Source organism: Synechococcus sp. W60.3 (assembly GCF_047502615.1).
Lineage (GTDB): Bacteria > Cyanobacteriota > Cyanobacteriia > Thermostichales > Thermostichaceae > Thermostichus.
In genome coordinates this window covers 26,213-41,075 of sequence record NZ_JANSHJ010000017.1, presented here as the reverse complement: position 1 = coordinate 41,075, position 14,863 = coordinate 26,213, and the positions used below count along the sequence as shown (strand labels likewise).

General features: G+C 61.1%; 18 protein-coding genes. 7 read left to right on the top strand and 11 right to left on the bottom strand.

The features are described 5' to 3' along the window. Nucleotides 1–68 precede the first annotated feature (68 nt). Together NW846_RS07645 and NW846_RS07640 are read right to left on the bottom strand one after the other, a co-directional pair. On the bottom strand, nt 69–434 hold the full coding sequence (locus tag NW846_RS07645) for a response regulator (protein WP_414346858.1): 366 nt from the start codon (nt 432–434) through the stop codon (nt 69–71). A gap of 311 nt (nt 435–745) precedes the next feature. Then, nucleotides 746–1,678, bottom strand: a complete 933-nt coding sequence (locus NW846_RS07640; protein WP_011429387.1) for an NAD(P)H-dependent glycerol-3-phosphate dehydrogenase — start codon at nt 1,676–1,678, stop codon at nt 746–748. 119 nt (nt 1,679–1,797) lie between these two features. On the opposite strand from NW846_RS07640, the gene NW846_RS07635 reads away from it, so the two are divergent. Both NW846_RS07635 and gcvH read left to right on the top strand, forming a co-directional pair. After that, nucleotides 1,798–2,703 carry an alpha/beta fold hydrolase gene (locus NW846_RS07635; protein WP_099812457.1) on the top strand — a complete coding sequence of 302 codons (906 nt, stop codon included), beginning with the start codon at nt 1,798–1,800 and terminating at the stop codon, nt 2,701–2,703. Nucleotides 2,704–2,781: 78 nt separating this feature from the next. Continuing rightward, the gene (gene gcvH / locus NW846_RS07630) at nt 2,782–3,171 is read left to right on the top strand and encodes a glycine cleavage system protein GcvH (protein ID WP_099812456.1); all 390 of its coding nucleotides are present in this window, start codon (nt 2,782–2,784) and stop codon (nt 3,169–3,171) included. Nucleotides 3,172–3,174: 3 nt separating this feature from the next. Here the strand turns inward: gcvH and NW846_RS07625 are convergent, their stop codons facing one another. The 3 genes from NW846_RS07625 to NW846_RS07615 all read right to left on the bottom strand — a co-directional run bounded on the left by NW846_RS07625 (nt 3,175) and on the right by NW846_RS07615 (nt 6,558). Continuing rightward, on the bottom strand, nt 3,175–4,056 hold the full coding sequence (locus NW846_RS07625) for a diguanylate cyclase domain-containing protein (RefSeq protein WP_414346857.1): 882 nt from the start codon (nt 4,054–4,056) through the stop codon (nt 3,175–3,177). A gap of 139 nt (nt 4,057–4,195) precedes the next feature. After that, nucleotides 4,196–5,143, bottom strand: coding sequence for a UDP-glucuronic acid decarboxylase family protein (locus NW846_RS07620; protein ID WP_414346856.1), 948 nt, complete (start codon nt 5,141–5,143; stop codon nt 4,196–4,198). Beyond that, the gene (locus NW846_RS07615; protein ID WP_414346855.1) at nt 5,140–6,558 is read right to left on the bottom strand and encodes a UDP-glucose dehydrogenase family protein; all 1,419 of its coding nucleotides are present in this window, start codon (nt 6,556–6,558) and stop codon (nt 5,140–5,142) included. Before NW846_RS07615 ends, NW846_RS07620 begins: the two co-directional genes overlap by 4 nt. A 141-nt stretch (nt 6,559–6,699) precedes the next feature. On the opposite strand from NW846_RS07615, the gene NW846_RS07610 reads away from it, so the two are divergent. Continuing rightward, entirely contained in the window at nt 6,700–7,614 is a 915-nt protein-coding gene (locus tag NW846_RS07610; RefSeq protein ID WP_414346854.1) for a cation diffusion facilitator family transporter, read from the top strand. Here the strand turns inward: NW846_RS07610 and NW846_RS07605 are convergent. Continuing rightward, nucleotides 7,565–7,912, bottom strand: coding sequence for a metallophosphoesterase family protein (locus NW846_RS07605; protein ID WP_228375496.1), 348 nt, complete (start codon nt 7,910–7,912; stop codon nt 7,565–7,567). The two genes, NW846_RS07610 and NW846_RS07605, sit on opposite strands and share 50 nt — an antisense overlap. A gap of 514 nt (nt 7,913–8,426) precedes the next feature. Between NW846_RS07605 and NW846_RS07600 the strand changes: the two genes are divergently transcribed. After that, nucleotides 8,427–8,963 (top strand): HNH endonuclease, encoded by a 537-nt coding sequence (locus tag NW846_RS07600; protein ID WP_099812453.1) that lies wholly within the window; start codon nt 8,427–8,429, stop codon nt 8,961–8,963. A gap of 9 nt (nt 8,964–8,972) precedes the next feature. Here the strand turns inward: NW846_RS07600 and NW846_RS07595 are convergent, their stop codons facing one another. Further along, nucleotides 8,973–9,908 carry an alpha/beta fold hydrolase gene (locus NW846_RS07595; protein ID WP_011429396.1) on the bottom strand — a complete coding sequence of 312 codons (936 nt, stop codon included), beginning with the start codon at nt 9,906–9,908 and terminating at the stop codon, nt 8,973–8,975. A 123-nt stretch (nt 9,909–10,031) separates the two neighbouring features. Between NW846_RS07595 and ruvA the strand changes: the two genes are divergently transcribed. Continuing rightward, nucleotides 10,032–10,646, top strand: a complete 615-nt coding sequence (gene ruvA, locus NW846_RS07590; protein ID WP_414515672.1) for a Holliday junction branch migration protein RuvA — start codon at nt 10,032–10,034, stop codon at nt 10,644–10,646. After that, entirely contained in the window at nt 10,643–11,266 is a 624-nt protein-coding gene (gene nadD, locus NW846_RS07585) for a nicotinate-nucleotide adenylyltransferase (protein ID WP_011429398.1), read from the top strand. Before ruvA ends, nadD begins: the two co-directional genes overlap by 4 nt. A 160-nt stretch (nt 11,267–11,426) precedes the next feature. On the opposite strand, the gene psaC is transcribed toward nadD, so the two are convergent. Next, a complete protein-coding gene (psaC, locus tag NW846_RS07580) occupies nt 11,427–11,675 on the bottom strand; it encodes a photosystem I iron-sulfur center protein PsaC (RefSeq protein ID WP_011429399.1) in 249 nt (82 codons plus the stop codon). Nucleotides 11,676–11,914: 239 nt separating this feature from the next. Here psaC and NW846_RS07575 point away from each other — a divergent pair, with 239 nt between their 5' ends. Further along, nucleotides 11,915–12,292 (top strand): hypothetical protein, encoded by a 378-nt coding sequence (locus NW846_RS07575; protein ID WP_011429400.1) that lies wholly within the window; start codon nt 11,915–11,917, stop codon nt 12,290–12,292. A gap of 19 nt (nt 12,293–12,311) precedes the next feature. On the opposite strand, the gene NW846_RS07570 is transcribed toward NW846_RS07575, so the two are convergent. The 3 genes from NW846_RS07570 to NW846_RS07560 all read right to left on the bottom strand — a co-directional run bounded on the left by NW846_RS07570 (nt 12,312) and on the right by NW846_RS07560 (nt 14,764). Then, nucleotides 12,312–12,686, bottom strand: coding sequence for a DUF3493 domain-containing protein (locus tag NW846_RS07570; RefSeq protein ID WP_011429401.1), 375 nt, complete (start codon nt 12,684–12,686; stop codon nt 12,312–12,314). Between the two features lie 2 nt (nt 12,687–12,688). After that, nucleotides 12,689–13,330 carry a hypothetical protein gene (locus tag NW846_RS07565; RefSeq protein ID WP_011429402.1) on the bottom strand — a complete coding sequence of 214 codons (642 nt, stop codon included), beginning with the start codon at nt 13,328–13,330 and terminating at the stop codon, nt 12,689–12,691. A gap of 132 nt (nt 13,331–13,462) precedes the next feature. Further along, on the bottom strand, nt 13,463–14,764 hold the full coding sequence (locus tag NW846_RS07560; RefSeq protein WP_011429403.1) for a gamma-glutamyl-phosphate reductase: 1,302 nt from the start codon (nt 14,762–14,764) through the stop codon (nt 13,463–13,465). Nucleotides 14,765–14,863 lie beyond the last annotated feature (99 nt).

Below are 14,863 nucleotides of genomic sequence, written 5' to 3'. Positions count from 1 at the left end.
GGATCCGGAAAACTTTTCTCGGTTCCCTGGAAGTTTTATCCCAATAGTAAATGGCTATAGCTAAGAGTTCAGAGCAGTTGGGCGGCGATTGCTCTCAACAGGTGATTTTGGTCGATGGGCTTGGTTAAGTAGGCATTAGAGCCAAGCCGCAGCCCTTCTTCCATGTCTTCTCGGCTGGTTTTCGAGGAGAGAAAGACAAAGGGGATGTGGGCAGTGGACCGATCCCATCTCACAGCATCTAACACTCCATAGCCGTTCAGCTTGGGCATGACCACATCGCACAACACCAAATCCGGCAGGAGAGCGTGCACCATCTGTGATCCTTCCTCCCCATCGCTGGCCGCGACAGTGTCGTACCCAGCTCGTTGCAACACTTTCTGCAAATAGGTGCGGATGGCGGGTTCGTCTTCAATCACCAAGATGCGTTTGGACATGTGGCTTCGTAAAAAAGCAAACAAGAAACCCCCAATCCCTTGGGCTGGCCGTCGGCTTCCTGGAACAACCGAGAGCCGAGTTGATGCGGGAACGAACAGGGAAGCTACAGAGACAGCATAGAAAAACTCTGGGGAAAAAAGCTCCGCCAAATGGCTCATTCTGGTACCCTAACCCTCTGCAAAAATCCTGATACGGTGCAGAACCCCTTTCCTCATCCGCGGATTTGCGGCTATGGTCATTTCAAATAGCAATGCAACGTTTATCCCTAACTCCCCTCTCCCAGAGGGAGAGGGGCAGGGGGGTGAGGGTCTTATTCCGAGGTGAGTTGTCGCTCCATCAGCCTGGCCAGGGCAGCAGTGGGGGTGGTCTGTCCTTGCAACAACCGATGCACCTCCTGGGTGATAGGCACCCGGATGTTGTGTTGGGCGGCGATCTTGACCACGACAGGAGCGGTGTAAACTCCTTCGGCAGTGCCCTCGATTTCAGCCAGAACCTGGGACAAAGGCCTACCTTGGCCCAACCCGTAGCCCACCTGGTAGTTGCGGCTCAGAGGACTGTGACAGGTGGCCAGCAGATCCCCCAGGCCTGAGAGGCCGTTGAAGGTCTCAGGCCGCGCCCCTAAGCGGGATCCCACCCGGATCATCTCTGCCAAGCCGCGGGTAACCAGGGCAGCCCGAGCATTGGTGCCCAGGTGCAGCGCATCACACACCCCCACGGCGATGGCGATAACATTTTTCAGGATGCCTCCCAGCTCCACCCCCAGCGGATCGCTGCTGGTGTAGAGGCGAAAGCGCTCTGAAGCCAGGGCATGCTGCACCTGCACGGCTGCCCAGAGATCCCGGCTGGCTACCACTGCTGCTGCCGGCAAACCCTGGCGGATCTCGGCGGAAAGGTTAGGCCCGGAGAGCACCACCAACGGCTGGTTGGGGAAGGCAGCCCCCCAGATTTGGGCAGGAGTCAAAAGTTGGAGCGGATCCAGTCCCTTAGTGGCTGAGACCAAAATAACCTGCGGTGGGATCCCCACCTGGCGCACAACCTCGGCCACGGGGCGCACCCCTGCCATCGAGACTGCCGAGATGAGGATTTGGGATCCCTGGAGCACCTCTTTGAGATCCAGATCTTTGCGCCGGTCCCAAACCTGCACTCGGTGCCCCTGGGCCTGGGCCAGCAGAGCCAGCGTACTTCCCCAGGCTCCCGCCCCTAGAATGGCGATCTTCTGGGGGGATGTTGTGTTAGTTTTCATCTGACCTTTGCAGCCGCAGCTTCTCTCCCAGGATGCCTTAAACTCCCCGTTAGCAAGAGAGCGACAAAGGTTAGTATGGTTGGATACCAAATCATGGGTTCGGCCAAAGAGCAGACGAGATGACAGAAGCAGGGATCCGACGCCTTCCTGCTGAGGTAGCCGCCAAGATGGGGAGCTGGCGGCACGGCTATGCCCTCACCAATGGTATTCAACTGCACTACGTCACCCAGGGGGAAGGGGAGCTGGCCATCTTGCTGCATGGTTTCCCGGAGTTTTGGTACTCCTGGCGGCACCAGATCCCGGTGTTGGCGCAGCGGTTTTGCGTGGTGGCCCCCGATCTACGCGGCTACAACGATTCCGACAAGCCGGATCACGGCTACGACCTAGATACCCTCACGGCGGATGTCCGCGGCCTCCTGGATCACTTTGGGGCCAAGAGGGCGGTAGTGGTGGCCCACGACTGGGGAGGAGCCATTGCCTGGCACTGGGCGCAATTTTTCCCCGACGAGATCCGCAAGCTGGCCGTGCTCAACTCTCCTCACCCAGCTTGCTTTCGCCGGGAGTTCCTGACCAATTTGGACCAGATGCGCCGCAGTTGGTACTTGTTTTTCTTCCAGTTGCCCTGGCTGCCGGAGTGGGTGCTCCAGTGGAACTTGGGCGATTGGGTGCAGCGCATCTTCCGAGAGACCTCGGTGCGCAAGAGTGCCTTCACCCGACACGACCTGAAGATCTACCAAGAGGCTCTCGCCAAACCCAAGGTGCTCACCTCTGCCCTTAACTACTACCGCCACCTGTTTAGCCTGCCCACTCTGCAGAACCTGTTTTTACAGCCCCTGCGGCAGATCCTCGCCCCCACCCTGCTCATTTGGGGAGAGGAAGACTTTGCCCTCAGCCGCGAGCTGACCGAGGGAATGGATCCCTTTTTCCCCAACGGCATTCGCAAAGAATACATCCCCGAGTGCGGCCACTGGGCGCAGCAGGAGGCGCCGCAAACCGTGAATCGGCTGCTGATGGAGTTCCTCTAGGTGTCAAGTTGGGAGAGCTTTACCAGCCCCAGGGGTTCACCCTAGAATAATCCACTGAATTCTAGCAGGGGAAACGGCATGGCCCTGGAGTATCCGCCCCATCTGCGCTATGTGGACACCCACGAGTACATCCGCGTTGAGGATGACATTGCGGTGATTGGGATCACGGCTTATGCCGTCGATCAGCTCGGGGATATTGTCTTTGTCGGCCTGCCCGAGGAAGGAACAGAGATTGAAAAGGGCGAAAGCTTTGGCTCGGTGGAATCCGTTAAGGCGGTCGAGGATCTCTATGCCCCTGTTTCGGGGGAAGTGGTGGCAGTGAACAAAGCGGTGGTGGACAGCCCAGAGAGCATTGCCGACGATCCCTATGGCGATGGCTGGCTGATCAAGGTGCGCATGACCAACCCGGAAGATCTCGACGACACGATGAGCGCCGAGGCCTACGCCAGCTTGGTAGAAGGATCCTAAGACCTACAGCAACACTTCCCGGCTGCCCCCCTGCCTTTTGGCCTGGTAGAGGGCTTGGTCGGCTGCCGCTAGGAAGCTTTGTGCAGAAGTCTCTGCTGGAAGCCGGAGCAAAGAGGCGACACCGATGCTACAGGTGAGGGGAATTCCCCCCTGTAGGGGAAGGGATTGGACGGCCTGCTGCAGGCGCCCGGCCAACTGCAGGATCTGAGAGTCTGGGATCCCGCGCACCAGGAGAGCAAATTCGTCGCCCCCCATGCGGGCCAGCAGATCCTCTTGGCGAACCTGATCCTGCAGTTGGCGGGCCACCTGGATCAGGGCTTGATCCCCGGCCAAATGCCCCCAGCGGTCGTTGATGAGCTTGAAGTTGTCCAAGTCCAGGTAAAGCAAGTGGAGGGGAAAGCTATGGCGGCGGGCAAAGGCCATCTCCCTCTGCAGGTGCTCTAGGAAAAACCGACGGTTGTGCAGCCCCGTGAGCGGGTCGTAGAGAGCGGCGGCAGCGACCTGGAAAAAGAAAGCCTCCTCCAGCCGGTCATAGTAGGCAAACTGCAGGAGGCTATTCCCCAGCTGGATGCGATCCCTATCGGCCAAGGGAAGGCGAGTTACCCTCTGCCAGTTGACATAGGTACCGTTGAGGCTGCCTAGGTCGGTGAGGATGTAGGTTCCCCCTTCTCTCTCCAGCCGACAGTGCTGCCGAGAAACGGCGTGATCCCAGAGCTGAATGTCAGCCTGGGAGCTGCGCCCCACTACCGCTGTTTCCCCCAAGGGAAAGGTCATGCCCATATTGGCCCCCCAGAGCACGGTCAAAAAGGCGCCCACAGGCTCTCTCTCCACTCCCAGCCCATAGCACTCCAGGGAGATGCAGGTGGTCGGCTCTTCGAGAGACAAAGGGTAAGTATCCAAAGTTACAGGGATCCCACCTAGGCAGAGGTTATGGAAGGCTTAAGACGGCCTCTCTCCGTATTATGACGGTTTTGTCGAGCTCTGCCCACCCTCCTGCCTGCCCCGCCAGGACAAGAGGGATCCTCTACTCCAGGCCCAGCCGGCGGCGAAAGTAGGGGATAGTCAGCTCCAGGCCAAGCTGCAGAGGAATCTGGGGATCCCAGCCCAGCAGGGCGCGGGCCTTGCCGATATCGGGCCGGCGCTGCTTGGGATCATCTGTGGGCAGAGGCCGGTGGACGATGGGAGAAGAGCTGCCGGTGAGGGCCAAAACCTGCTGGGCCAGCTCCAGGATGGTGAACTCTTGCGGGTTGCCCAGGTTAAAGGGGCCGGGATAAGGGCTGTTCATCAGGCGCACCAGGCCCTCGATGAGGTCGGAGATGTAGCAGAAGCTACGGGTCTGGGATCCATCGCCATAGACGGTGAGGGGATCGCCGCGCAGCGCCTGGACGATGAAGTTGCTGACCACACGGCCATCGTCTTCCCGCATGGCGGGCCCATAGGTGTTGAAGATGCGGGCCACGCGGATCTCCGTCTGGTATTGCCGCTGCCAGTCAAAGGTTAGGGTTTCGGCCAGGCGCTTGGACTCGTCGTAGCAGGCCCGCGGGCCGATGGGGTTGACATGGCCCCAGTAGTCCTCCGGCTGGGGATGCACCTGGGGATCCCCGTACACTTCCGAAGTGGAGGCCAGCAGGAACCTGGCCCCCGTTTTCTGGGCCAGCTCCAGCAGGTGGTAGGTGCCCCAGACGCCGGTGCGGATGGTGCGGATGGGATCCGCTTGGTAGTGGGGGGGAGAGGCAGGGCAGGCCAGGTGGTAGATTTGCTCGATGCCAGCTTTTTCCAGCTCCGGCGGCAACGGCTCGGCCACGTCGTGCCACAGCAAGGTCAAGGCAGGGTTGTTGCGGTGGGCCTGCAGGTTCTCCTCCCGCCCCGTGTAGCCGTTGTCGAGGCAGATCACCGTGTGGCCCTCCTGCAGCAGACGGCTGACCAGATGGGAGCCGATAAACCCCAAACCACCCGTAACCAGGATCTTCACCAGCCCACTCCAATCAGGGTAATGCCCGCCTGCTGAACGGCCTGCCGGTCAAGGCAGTTGCGGCCGTCGAGGATGAGGGGCCGCCGCATCAGCTCGGCAAGGCGCCGGTAATCCAGCGACAAAAACTCCGGCCACTCGGTCACCAGCACCAGGGCGTCGCAATCCTGGGCCAGGCGGAACACGTCCGTTTCCACCACCACGTGGGCCAGGCCCTCCCGCATCCCCGAAGCCGACACAATGGGATCATAGGCTTTTACCTTGGCCCCCAGCCGGTGGAGCTGCTCGATGAGGGTCAGGGACGGCGCATCCCGCAGGTCGTCGGTGTGGGGCTTGAAGGTGAGGCCCAGAAGGCCGATGGTCTTGCCCTTGAGCACCTTGAGGGCCTGCTGCAGCTTTTCCAGCAGGCGCTGCCGCTGCTCGCGGTTGACCTCGACGGTGGCCCGCAACAGCTTGGCCTCATAGCCGTAGTCGGCTGCCGTCTGGATCAAAGCGGCCAGATCCTTGGGAAAGCAGCTCCCTCCCCAGCCTAGACCAGCGTTGAGGAAGGCGCGGCCAATGCGCTTATCGAGGCCGATCCCTTCGGCCACCTGGGTGATGTCGGCGCCAGTGCGCTCGCAGATGTTGGCGATCTCGTTGATGAAGCTGATCTTGGTGGCCAGGAAGGCGTTGGCCGCATATTTGATCATCTCGGCCGAGGCCAGGTCGGTGACCAGCAAGGGCACGGGATCCCCGCCCAAGCCTTGCTGGCGGCTGAGGATGGGCTCGTAAAGTTGCCGCAGGATCTCGATGGCCCGGGGGCTGTTGGAGCCAATCACGATGCGGTCGGGGTAAAAGGTATCGTGGATGGCGCTGCCCTCCCGCAAAAACTCGGGGTTGCTCACCACGTCGAAGGGCGGCACCCAGGGAGACTTGTCCAGGGTGGCCAGGGAGGAGGGGGTGGGATCCCCCCCAGCCAGGGCCATCTGTTGGCTGCTTAGGCGCTGCTGGACAGCCTCGGCGGCGCCGTCGAGGATGAGCATGCGCACCCAGTCGCCGGAGCCGATGGGCACGGTGGACTTGTTGACGATGACGCGGTAGCGGTTGTCCAGGTGCTGGCCGATCCCTCGCGCCACGGCCTCTACGTAGCGCAGGTCTGGCTCGCCGCTGGGCAAAGCCGGGGTGCCCACGGCAATGAAGATCACTTCGCTGGCCTTCACCCCCAGGCCCAGGTCGGTGGTAAAGTGCAGCCGGCCAGCCTCGGCGCCTTCCCGCACCAGCTCTTCCAGGCCGGGCTCGTAGATGGGCAGACGACCTCGCTGCAGGTTTTCGATTTTGACAGGGTTGTTGTCTATACAAATAACGCTGTGGCCCAGGTGGGCCAGACAGGCGCCGGTTACCAACCCCACATAGCCAGCTCCCACGACCGCCATGTCCATGGCCGCCTCCCCCTCGCGTCAGTGCTTGGTTCTAAAATACCCCGCCGGCCCGCATTCCCTATCCCCTCGAAGAAGGTCGGCCCCTAGGGGGAGTCGGTGGCAAAATAAAGCTGAACCGGCTTGGTCTGAGGCTCCCCAGCGGTGAGCTTCCCCGATTCTGCTGCCATAGCCAGCCGCCGTCAGCGCCAGGTGCAGAGGGTGCTCTATGTCACCCTAGGGCTCAATCTTTTGGTGTTTTCGGTCAAGTTGATCCTGGGATTGGCGACGGGATCCCTCAGCTTGGTGGCCGATGCCCTGCACAGTGTTACCGACAGCGCCAGCAACATTCTTGCCCTGCTGGCAGCCCGCTTTTCCTCGCCAGAGCCGGACGAAGACCATCCCTATGGCCGCAGCAAGTTTGAGGCCATTGGAGCGCTGGGGATCGCTGCCCTTTTGGCCATGGCCAGCTTCGAGATCCTCAGCGCAGCGGTGGGGCGGTTTTTTGCACCCCAGCCGCCGCAGCTCCGGATCGAGGGGTTGACCTTGACGCTGATGCTGGGCGTGCTGGGGATCAACCTCTTCGTGGCCGTCTATGAACGTTTCTGGGGCAGGGCGCTGGCCAGCTCGCTGCTCTTGGCCGATGCCCGCCATACCCTCAGCGATGTCTGGGTAACCCTGACGGTATTGCTGGGTCTGGCCGGGATCCATTTCTGGGGGATCCCTTGGCTGGACCAGGTGCTGGCGGTGCCGGTGGGGCTGCTGGTGTTCTGGAGCGGCTGGGAAGTGCTGCGGGAAAACGTTCCCTTCTTAACCGACCGGGTGGCTATCCCCCCCAAAACCTTGCGGGAGCTGGTTCTCAGCCTGCCCGGGATCCTCGACTGCCACGACATCACCTCCCGCGGCATCCCGGGGCAGATGATCTTTATCGAAATGCACATGGTGGTGGAGCCGCTGGATGTGGAGTCGGCCCATCGCCTTACCGAAGCGGTGGAGCAACTGCTGCAGCAGCGCTACGGGCCGGTGCGGGTCACCATCCACCTGGAGCCCTACTCCCACATCGAGGGATCCCGTTCCTAGCCACAATGGGCCTTGCATTCCTTGCTCTGCGTGGGTTTAATGGGGGTAGATTTCCCCCTTCGGGGGGATTCCTAGAAAGTGGAAAGAAAGTGGAAAGCCCGTCCTCATAGCCAAAAGCTCGGTAGTAGCGGGGAAACTCTGCCAATGCCTCGGGCTGGGGCACGTCGTGGTTGCCGGGCACCACAAAAGCCGGAAAAGGTAAACGGGCCAGCCGCTCTGCCAACCAAGCGTGGTTTTCTGGCTCCCCGTGCTGGGTCAGATCCCTCGGCAGCAGCAAAAAATCCAAGAGCAACTGCATCCGGTGTTGCAAAACCTGCTCCAGAGCCGGGATGCTTAGCTTCACCAAATGAAACCGGTTGAGATGATCCCAAAGGACAGATCCGGCGCAAGGCCCGATTGCCCCTGGGGGGATTCCGGTCTTTTGGCAGAGGATCTCCGGGATAACCTCGGCAAGGCCACCTTACAGGTGACGGCTGGGGAGGCCGACGGGGAGCAAATCGAGCTGAAAAAGCCCAATCTCTAACTCTGATTACCAACTTCGGCCGCGAGCCGGAGCAGCCTCAGCAGCCGAAGCCCACCCTGCCTGGGATTAGGGCCGGCTCTAACAGCAAGGGCTAGAAAGTGCCTCGGGATCTCGATCCACCACGTCGGGATCCTGTTGTGCTGAGCCGGCAGAGGGAAGGGAACCCGAGGTTTTACCGGAGTGAAGTGGGCTACCTCGCCTCTAAAGCTGTGTTAAGATTTTGCGTAACTTCAAGAGAGCTGGCGCCTTTCAGATCCGGTAGGGGATTTCGTCAGCGGTGCGTAGCACTATGGGCAAGGTTTTGGTTTTAAATGCCTCCTACGAGCCGCTCAACATCACCAGTTGGCGCAGAGCTGTTGTCCTTTTGCTCAAGGGCAAGGCCGAGCAAATCGAGCACAATGGCAAAGTAGTCTACGGCAACATCCCTCTGCCCACCGTCATCCGCCTGCGCCACTACGTTCACGTTCCCCACAAGGAGATCCCCCTGACGCGGCGCAATGTCCTCTACCGCGATGGGCACCGCTGCCAGTACTGCGGCTGTTACGGCGAAGACCTAACCCTGGATCACGTGATCCCGCGCTCCCGCGGCGGTGAAGATACCTGGGAGAATGTAGTCAGCGCCTGTGTGCGCTGCAACGTGAAAAAAGGGAATCGCACCCCTTGGGAGGCCGGCATGCCCTTGCTCCGCCAGCCCCGCCGCCCCCACAGCACCCTTTACTTTGAAATCTCCAAAGCCGTCGGCAGCGGATCCCATCGGGAATGGCTGAAGTACGCCATCGGCCTGGAAGGGGATCCGCCGCCGGAGCTGGCAGTCAAGCCCGCCTAGCTCCCAAGGCTAAGGATGCAGGTCTGAGACCGGCGCTGCTTTGGAAAGGGGAGGAGAGGTGGTGGCCGGGATCCCCAGCTCGATCCAGCGATGGATCAGGGCGTTGACCTCTTCGGGGCGCTCATCGTGAGGGCAGTGGCCGGCCTCCAGGAAGTATTCCACCGCCTGAGGGTAGTGAGCCCGGTAGAGCTTAGAGCGCTCGCGGACCCGCATCCAGGGATCCCGTTCGCCCCAAATCAACAACAGGGGGCGCACCAAGCTGCGCAGCAGCTCGTCCACATAGCGCCCCTTCTGCCCGCCCCGCATCAGGGCCACGAACACATCGGCAGCCCCCGGATCCCGCGTGGGGCGATGAATGTCTTCCACCAGTTGATCCGTCACTGCCGCCGGGTCGTAATAGACCTGCTTCAGCTTGGAGCGAATCACCCGCGGCTGCCGCAAATACTGAAACAATAGGTAAGACACCAGGCGCTGGCGCAGGCCCCAGCCTACCAGGCCACCCAGCCATTGCCGCCAGCCAGATGGGGATCCCTTAACCGTGGAAAAGCCGCCTGCCCCGTTAAGCAGCACCACCCCCCGCACCCACTCCGGCCACTCTGCCGCCAGGCTGAGCACCACATAGCCGCCCAGGGAGTTGCCAATGGCCACCACAGGCCGCCGGATCACCTGTTGACAGAAATCCCGCAGTTGATCCCGCCAGATCTCGGCGCGATAGTCCCAGTTGGGCTTGGCCGAACGGCCAAAGCCGAGCAAATCGATGGCATAGACCTGGTAGTGTTGAGCCAATTCGGGAATGTTTTTACGCCAGTGGTCGGTGGAAGCCCCAAAGCCGTGCACCAAAAGCAAAGGCTGCCCCTGCTCGCCCTGTTTGACGTAATGGACGGATTGCCCCCGCCAAATCCAGCGTGCCGAGATAGGAGTGGCCGATGCCGATGTTGAAGCCATAGAGGTCGCTTGTAAGCTTTTGTTATTTAAGCTTTTCTTATTCTAGATTCTTTTAGATTCTGCTCGGCCGACTCTGGAGCTGTAGCCGAGCAGCGTATCCTAAACACGGATTGGACTCGCAGCATGATCGCGTTTTTGAGCGGCCACCTCGTCGCCATCGAATGGGGAGAGCGCAGTAGCCTCACCGTTGAGGTGCAGGGGATCGGCTATCGGGTCAAGGCCCCGGCGCGTTTTCTCAAGCAACTGCCCCCCATCGGAGAGCCCGTGCGGGTGTTTACCCACTTGGTGGTGCGAGAGACCGAGCTGGTGTTGTACGGGTTTGGCTCGCCAGCCGAGCGGGACTTGTTTGTGGAACTCATCAAAGTCTCGGGGGTGGGGCCGGCTTTGGGCTTGGCCCTGCTGAATACCTTCAGCCTGCCGGAGCTGGTGCAGGCGGTGGTGACCGAAAACGTGCGCCTGCTCTCCCTCACGCCGGGGGTAGGCCATAAAACGGCCCAACGGCTGGCCCTGGAGCTGAAAACCAAGCTGGCCCACTGGCGACAGGGGGTGGGAGTTGCGGATCAACCCTTGGCCGGAGGGCCGCCCATGCCCATCCGAGAAGAGGTGGAAATGGCCTTGCTGGCCCTGGGCTACAGCACTCAGGAAATTCAAGCTGCCCTGCAAGCTCTGCCCACCCACCGCCGCCCAACAGAAGATTGGCTGCGGGATGCCATCACCTACCTCAGCCGGCAGCCATGAGCCCTCCGGATCCCCAGCAGCGCCGCATTGGCATTCTGGGCGGCACCTTCAACCCCGTCCACCACGGCCATCTGATCATGGCGGAGCAGGCCCTCTGGCAGTTCAACCTGGATCAGGTGCTGTGGATGCCGGCAGGGGATCCTCCCCACAAGCCCTTGGCCGCCGGCGCCAGCAAAGCCGATCGCCTGGCCATGGTGAAGCTGGCCATTGCCGACCACGAGCGCTTTGCCTGCTCCGACCTGGAGATCCGCCGTCCCGGCCCCTCCTACACCATCGAGACGCTGCGCAGCCTGATGCAAGAGCAGCCGGATACCCAGTGGTATTGGATTATCGGCGTGGATGCCCTGCGGGATCTGCCCCAGTGGTACCAGGCGGAAGAATTGGCCCGCCTCTGCCATTGGATTGTTGCCCCCCGTATCGATGCCGGCGACGCCGCCCAAGTGCTGCGGTCGGTGGCCGCAAAGCTGCCCATCCGGGCAGCAATCCTGGACGCCCCCACCCTAACGCTCTCTTCCACCTACCTGCGCCAGCAAATCCAAAAGGGGGGATCCATCCGCTACCTGGTGCCCCCTGCTGTGGAGCACTACATTCGCCAACACCGGCTCTACCTCGACCCTTGAAGAAAAAAAGAGGAGGGATCCCTCCTCTCCGATAAACCCGTTCACTAGAGCAACAGCCCGCCCAACTTTTTCCCAGCCAGGAGGGGCTGAAGAGAGGCTGTTTCGCTGAAAGTAGGAAGGCTTGTCTCAAATGAAAATTGCAACCCAACCTGCCGATGGCTTAGTAAGCCAAGCCCATGCTGCGGGTGGTTTCGGGGCCAAGGTAGACGCGGATGCTCAAGAAGTCCGTGGGGCAGGCAGTCTCACAGCGTTTGCAGCCAACACAGTCTTCGGTGCGGGGGGCTGCGGCAATCATGCCGGCCTTGTTGTTCCCCTTCCAGGGCACCATTTCCAACACATCAGTAGGGCAGGCCCGCACACACTGAGTACAGCCGATGCAGGTGTCGTAGATCTTGACCGTGTGAGCCATTAGCGTTCTCCAGTCGAGCTGTTTGAAAGATTAAAAAAAGGTTTACCGAAGGGCGTGGCAGCAACACCACTGCACGGGTGCCTTCAGTGTACTGTAGTCCTGCCAAACCACCCCGATCTGCGATCCAAATGTTCAAACAAAATTTACATCCCCAGGGATCCCTTGCCGCGCCGACGGGAAGGTCGCCCTCGCGGTTGGGCTAGGATTGCCTGAGGAAGGACAGGGCAAGGATCCTACGAATGGGACGCTCGCTGCGGAATTGGAGAAGGCAAACTCGAAGCCAAATGCACCGCCTGGGGCCCGTTTTGGCCGGCATTCTCCAGGAAATCTATGCGGAGAACATACCTCGCCTGCGCCGCTGGGATCGGCAGCTCACCGACTGGGTGTACAGGCGTGGCTGGAGGGTGGATCCTTCCTTGCCCAAGGTGGCCATCTACGTGTTGGGCGCAGTGGTGATCCTGGCGATTCCAATTCTCACCTTGGCAGTTTTAGTGGCTCTCGCGGCCTTTCTTGCCATCCAAATAGCCCAAAAGTGGCCCCAGGAAGCCCGCCGTTATCTTCCCAGCGCCGACGAGGAAGACGACTCCGATCCCCGCCAAGGGGACTGGGACTATTGACAGGCTAGCCGTCCCTGCCCTAAAGCGGGGCATCGCCCTCGGGCGGACGGGGCGAGTCTTTTTGGCTGCTAAGGCGCTGCTTCATCCGTCTGACCAGCTTTTGCTGGGAGTGGCTTTCCAGCCTGTTGAGGCCGAGGGCGCCGGCCAGGATCCCTAACTGTAAGGCCAAGCTGGGCAGGGTGGTCTCCAGATCCCGCCCTGCCAAGGCTCGAAAGAAAAATACAAATGCCCCGATGGTGGCCGAAAAACCCACCGCCAGGTAGACAAAGCGCCGCAGACTGCGGTAGGGGGCGGCCAGTTCCGTGAGCAGCCTCACCCGATCTGCCGCTGGATCCCGACCTGGGGGCAGGGGCGAGCCAGGTTTTGGGGAAGGTTTGGGCTCCGATGTTGCCACGGCTACACCTCCTCGGGCAATAGTAGGGGATCCCGGCCAGAAATCGCCGCCAAGCTTTCCTCGGCAGCCCGACAGGCAGCCAGAATATCTTGCTCTTCCCCGCCCAAGTAGACGCGGCCAAAGCTGCCAAAGGGCATCACTTCGAGGATGTTGATGCGGGCCGATTTTTCTGCCTCGTTGGCGGCCAGGGGGGCATAGCCTGCCGGCTGCACCTCCAGGATGTAGAGGGTTTGGCCGGCTAGGAGCATCTGGCCGCGGCGGAAACGGTTGATCAACTGGGTTTGGTGGGGATCGATGTTGCGAATGATCTGGCTGGAGATGATGCGCGGCCTGAGGCGCTCCTTTTCGCTCACCCCCAAAGCCGCCAGGATGGCCCGACCGGCAGTGCGGGTATCCCCCTGGTTGCTGGAGTGTACCTCCAAAAGGCCGTAGAGGCGCTCCACCACCTGCAGCCCCGGCCTTACCGAGGTGGCTTTGAGGGCGATGTCCATAACGCGGTTGATCTCGATGCCGGGGGAAATCTCGACCCAGAGGGAAGTATCCCCTGGCAGAGGCAAAAAGCCCTGGGCCACCGTGCCCAGATAAGCAGCGTACTGGGGCTGGAGCCGATCCAAAAACACGTAACTGCGCAGGTCAATCCCCAAAGGAGTTCTCCCCCCTGTCTGTTGGGCTGGGTTGGACGTCGGACGACGGGGCCGGCATTCCTCCCTTTCTAGTCTCACGCCATCTCTTGGCTTTTGGGGAGAACAGCAGTTCGGTATCCCAACTTTCCCCTGCTACAGGTCACCCTGAGCCACTACCTTCACCGTTGTCAAGGCTTCCAGGTCGATGGGCCCGCGCACGTGCAGCCGCTGGGTGGAAATGCCCAAAGACAGGTCGCGAAACGCTCCCAAGGTGGGGATCCCGGCTCCCCGGCCTGCCGAGAGGGGAGAGGTGTTGATGTGGATCAGGGCGGCATCCACCTCCTGGAGAAAGCGCTGGGCTGCCGATTGGCTGTCGGTGAGGATCGTCTCCGATTGACGACAGCCATTTTTGTTGATCCAGGCGATCGCCTCCGTCAGGTCGGCAACGGGCTGGAGGCGCAGATGAGGCCGTTCTGTGGAGTCAAAGCCTTCCCCCAGCGGCTGAAGCTGGGGGAATCGCTCCAGAATGGGGGCTGCTGCCTGTATATCGATCCCTTGACCCAGCAAGTCTTCAATCAGGGCGGTCAGATGATGGGCGGCCCAATCGGTGTGGATCAGCAGCCAAAGGGTGAGGGGCTGATAGATCGGGATCCCTTCTGGGCCATAGCGAGCCAAGGGATCCAACAAAACCGACTTCACCAAAGGCCAAGGAGCGGTGCGATCCACATAGATGTGGCCGTACCCCAGATGCGTGACCAGAGTCGGCACTTTGCTGGCCTGCAACAGGAACTCCACCCAGCCGGGGCGACCGCAGGGGATCACCAGATCCACATAGCGGGTTTGCTGCAACAACAGCAACAGTGGGGAATCGGCCTGGGGATCGGTCGCTTGGTCTTGGGCGGGGAGGGTTTGAATGGCCCCTTCCGGGATCCCGTGCTCGTAGGCGGTCTCTGCCAACAGGTTGACCAGGGCCTGATGGGTTTTCTGGATGGGGCCGCTGCCGGCCAAGATCACGCCATTGCTCGTCTTGAGACACATGCCAATGCCATTCAAGGCAAACTCGGGGTAGATCTCGTAGACCAAGGCGATCAGCCCCAAAGGGACGCGGTAGCGGCCAATAAACAGCCCGTTGTCCTGACGGCACCCCCTCTCCAGGCTCCCGATGGGATCCGGCTGTTGGGCCAGGAGAGCAAGCAACTGGGCGGATCGCTGCAGGCGCTCGGGGGTAAGCTTGAGGCCGTTGAGGATCCACTCCGGCAGGGTTTGCTCGCGGCAGCTTTCCAGGTCGAGGGTATTGGCCTCCAACAGCAGATCGGAGCGCTCCAGCAAACGGCGCGAGAGAGCCAGCAGGGCCTGGCGTTTGGTTTCGCCGCTCAAGCGCTGGAGCTGAGGCAGCAAGCGGCGCACCTGGCGCAGGGTGGTGCTGAGGTCAAAGGCTGAACCAAAATCGGTCACTCGCTTCCCTCCTGCCCGGCTGACCGACGACAGACCTGCTCCTGACCACTGCTAACAAGAAATGGCTAGATCCACAAGGGCTGAAACTAGGGATCCCTG

Excerpts from the sequence above, each read along its gene's own strand:
- NW846_RS07645 (WP_414346858.1), bottom strand. The coding sequence starts at position 434 with ATGTCCAAACGCATCTTGGTGATTGAAGACGAACCCGCCATCCGCACC.
- NW846_RS07600 (WP_099812453.1), top strand. The coding sequence starts at position 8,427 with ATGGGCAAGGTTTTGGTTTTAAATGCCTCCTACGAGCCGCTCAACATC.
- NW846_RS07640 (WP_011429387.1), bottom strand. The coding sequence starts at position 1,678 with ATGAAAACTAACACAACATCCCCCCAGAAGATCGCCATTCTAGGGGCG.
- ruvA (WP_414515672.1), top strand. The coding sequence starts at position 10,032 with ATGATCGCGTTTTTGAGCGGCCACCTCGTCGCCATCGAATGGGGAGAG.
- NW846_RS07575 (WP_011429400.1), top strand. The coding sequence starts at position 11,915 with ATGGGACGCTCGCTGCGGAATTGGAGAAGGCAAACTCGAAGCCAAATG.
- psaC (WP_011429399.1), bottom strand. The coding sequence starts at position 11,675 with ATGGCTCACACGGTCAAGATCTACGACACCTGCATCGGCTGTACTCAG.
- nadD (WP_011429398.1), top strand. The coding sequence starts at position 10,643 with ATGAGCCCTCCGGATCCCCAGCAGCGCCGCATTGGCATTCTGGGCGGC.
- NW846_RS07615 (WP_414346855.1), bottom strand. The coding sequence starts at position 6,558 with ATGGACATGGCGGTCGTGGGAGCTGGCTATGTGGGGTTGGTAACCGGC.
- NW846_RS07605 (WP_228375496.1), bottom strand. The coding sequence starts at position 7,912 with ATGCAGTTGCTCTTGGATTTTTTGCTGCTGCCGAGGGATCTGACCCAG.
- gcvH (WP_099812456.1), top strand. The coding sequence starts at position 2,782 with ATGGCCCTGGAGTATCCGCCCCATCTGCGCTATGTGGACACCCACGAG.
- NW846_RS07635 (WP_099812457.1), top strand. The coding sequence starts at position 1,798 with ATGACAGAAGCAGGGATCCGACGCCTTCCTGCTGAGGTAGCCGCCAAG.
- NW846_RS07595 (WP_011429396.1), bottom strand. The coding sequence starts at position 9,908 with ATGGCTTCAACATCGGCATCGGCCACTCCTATCTCGGCACGCTGGATT.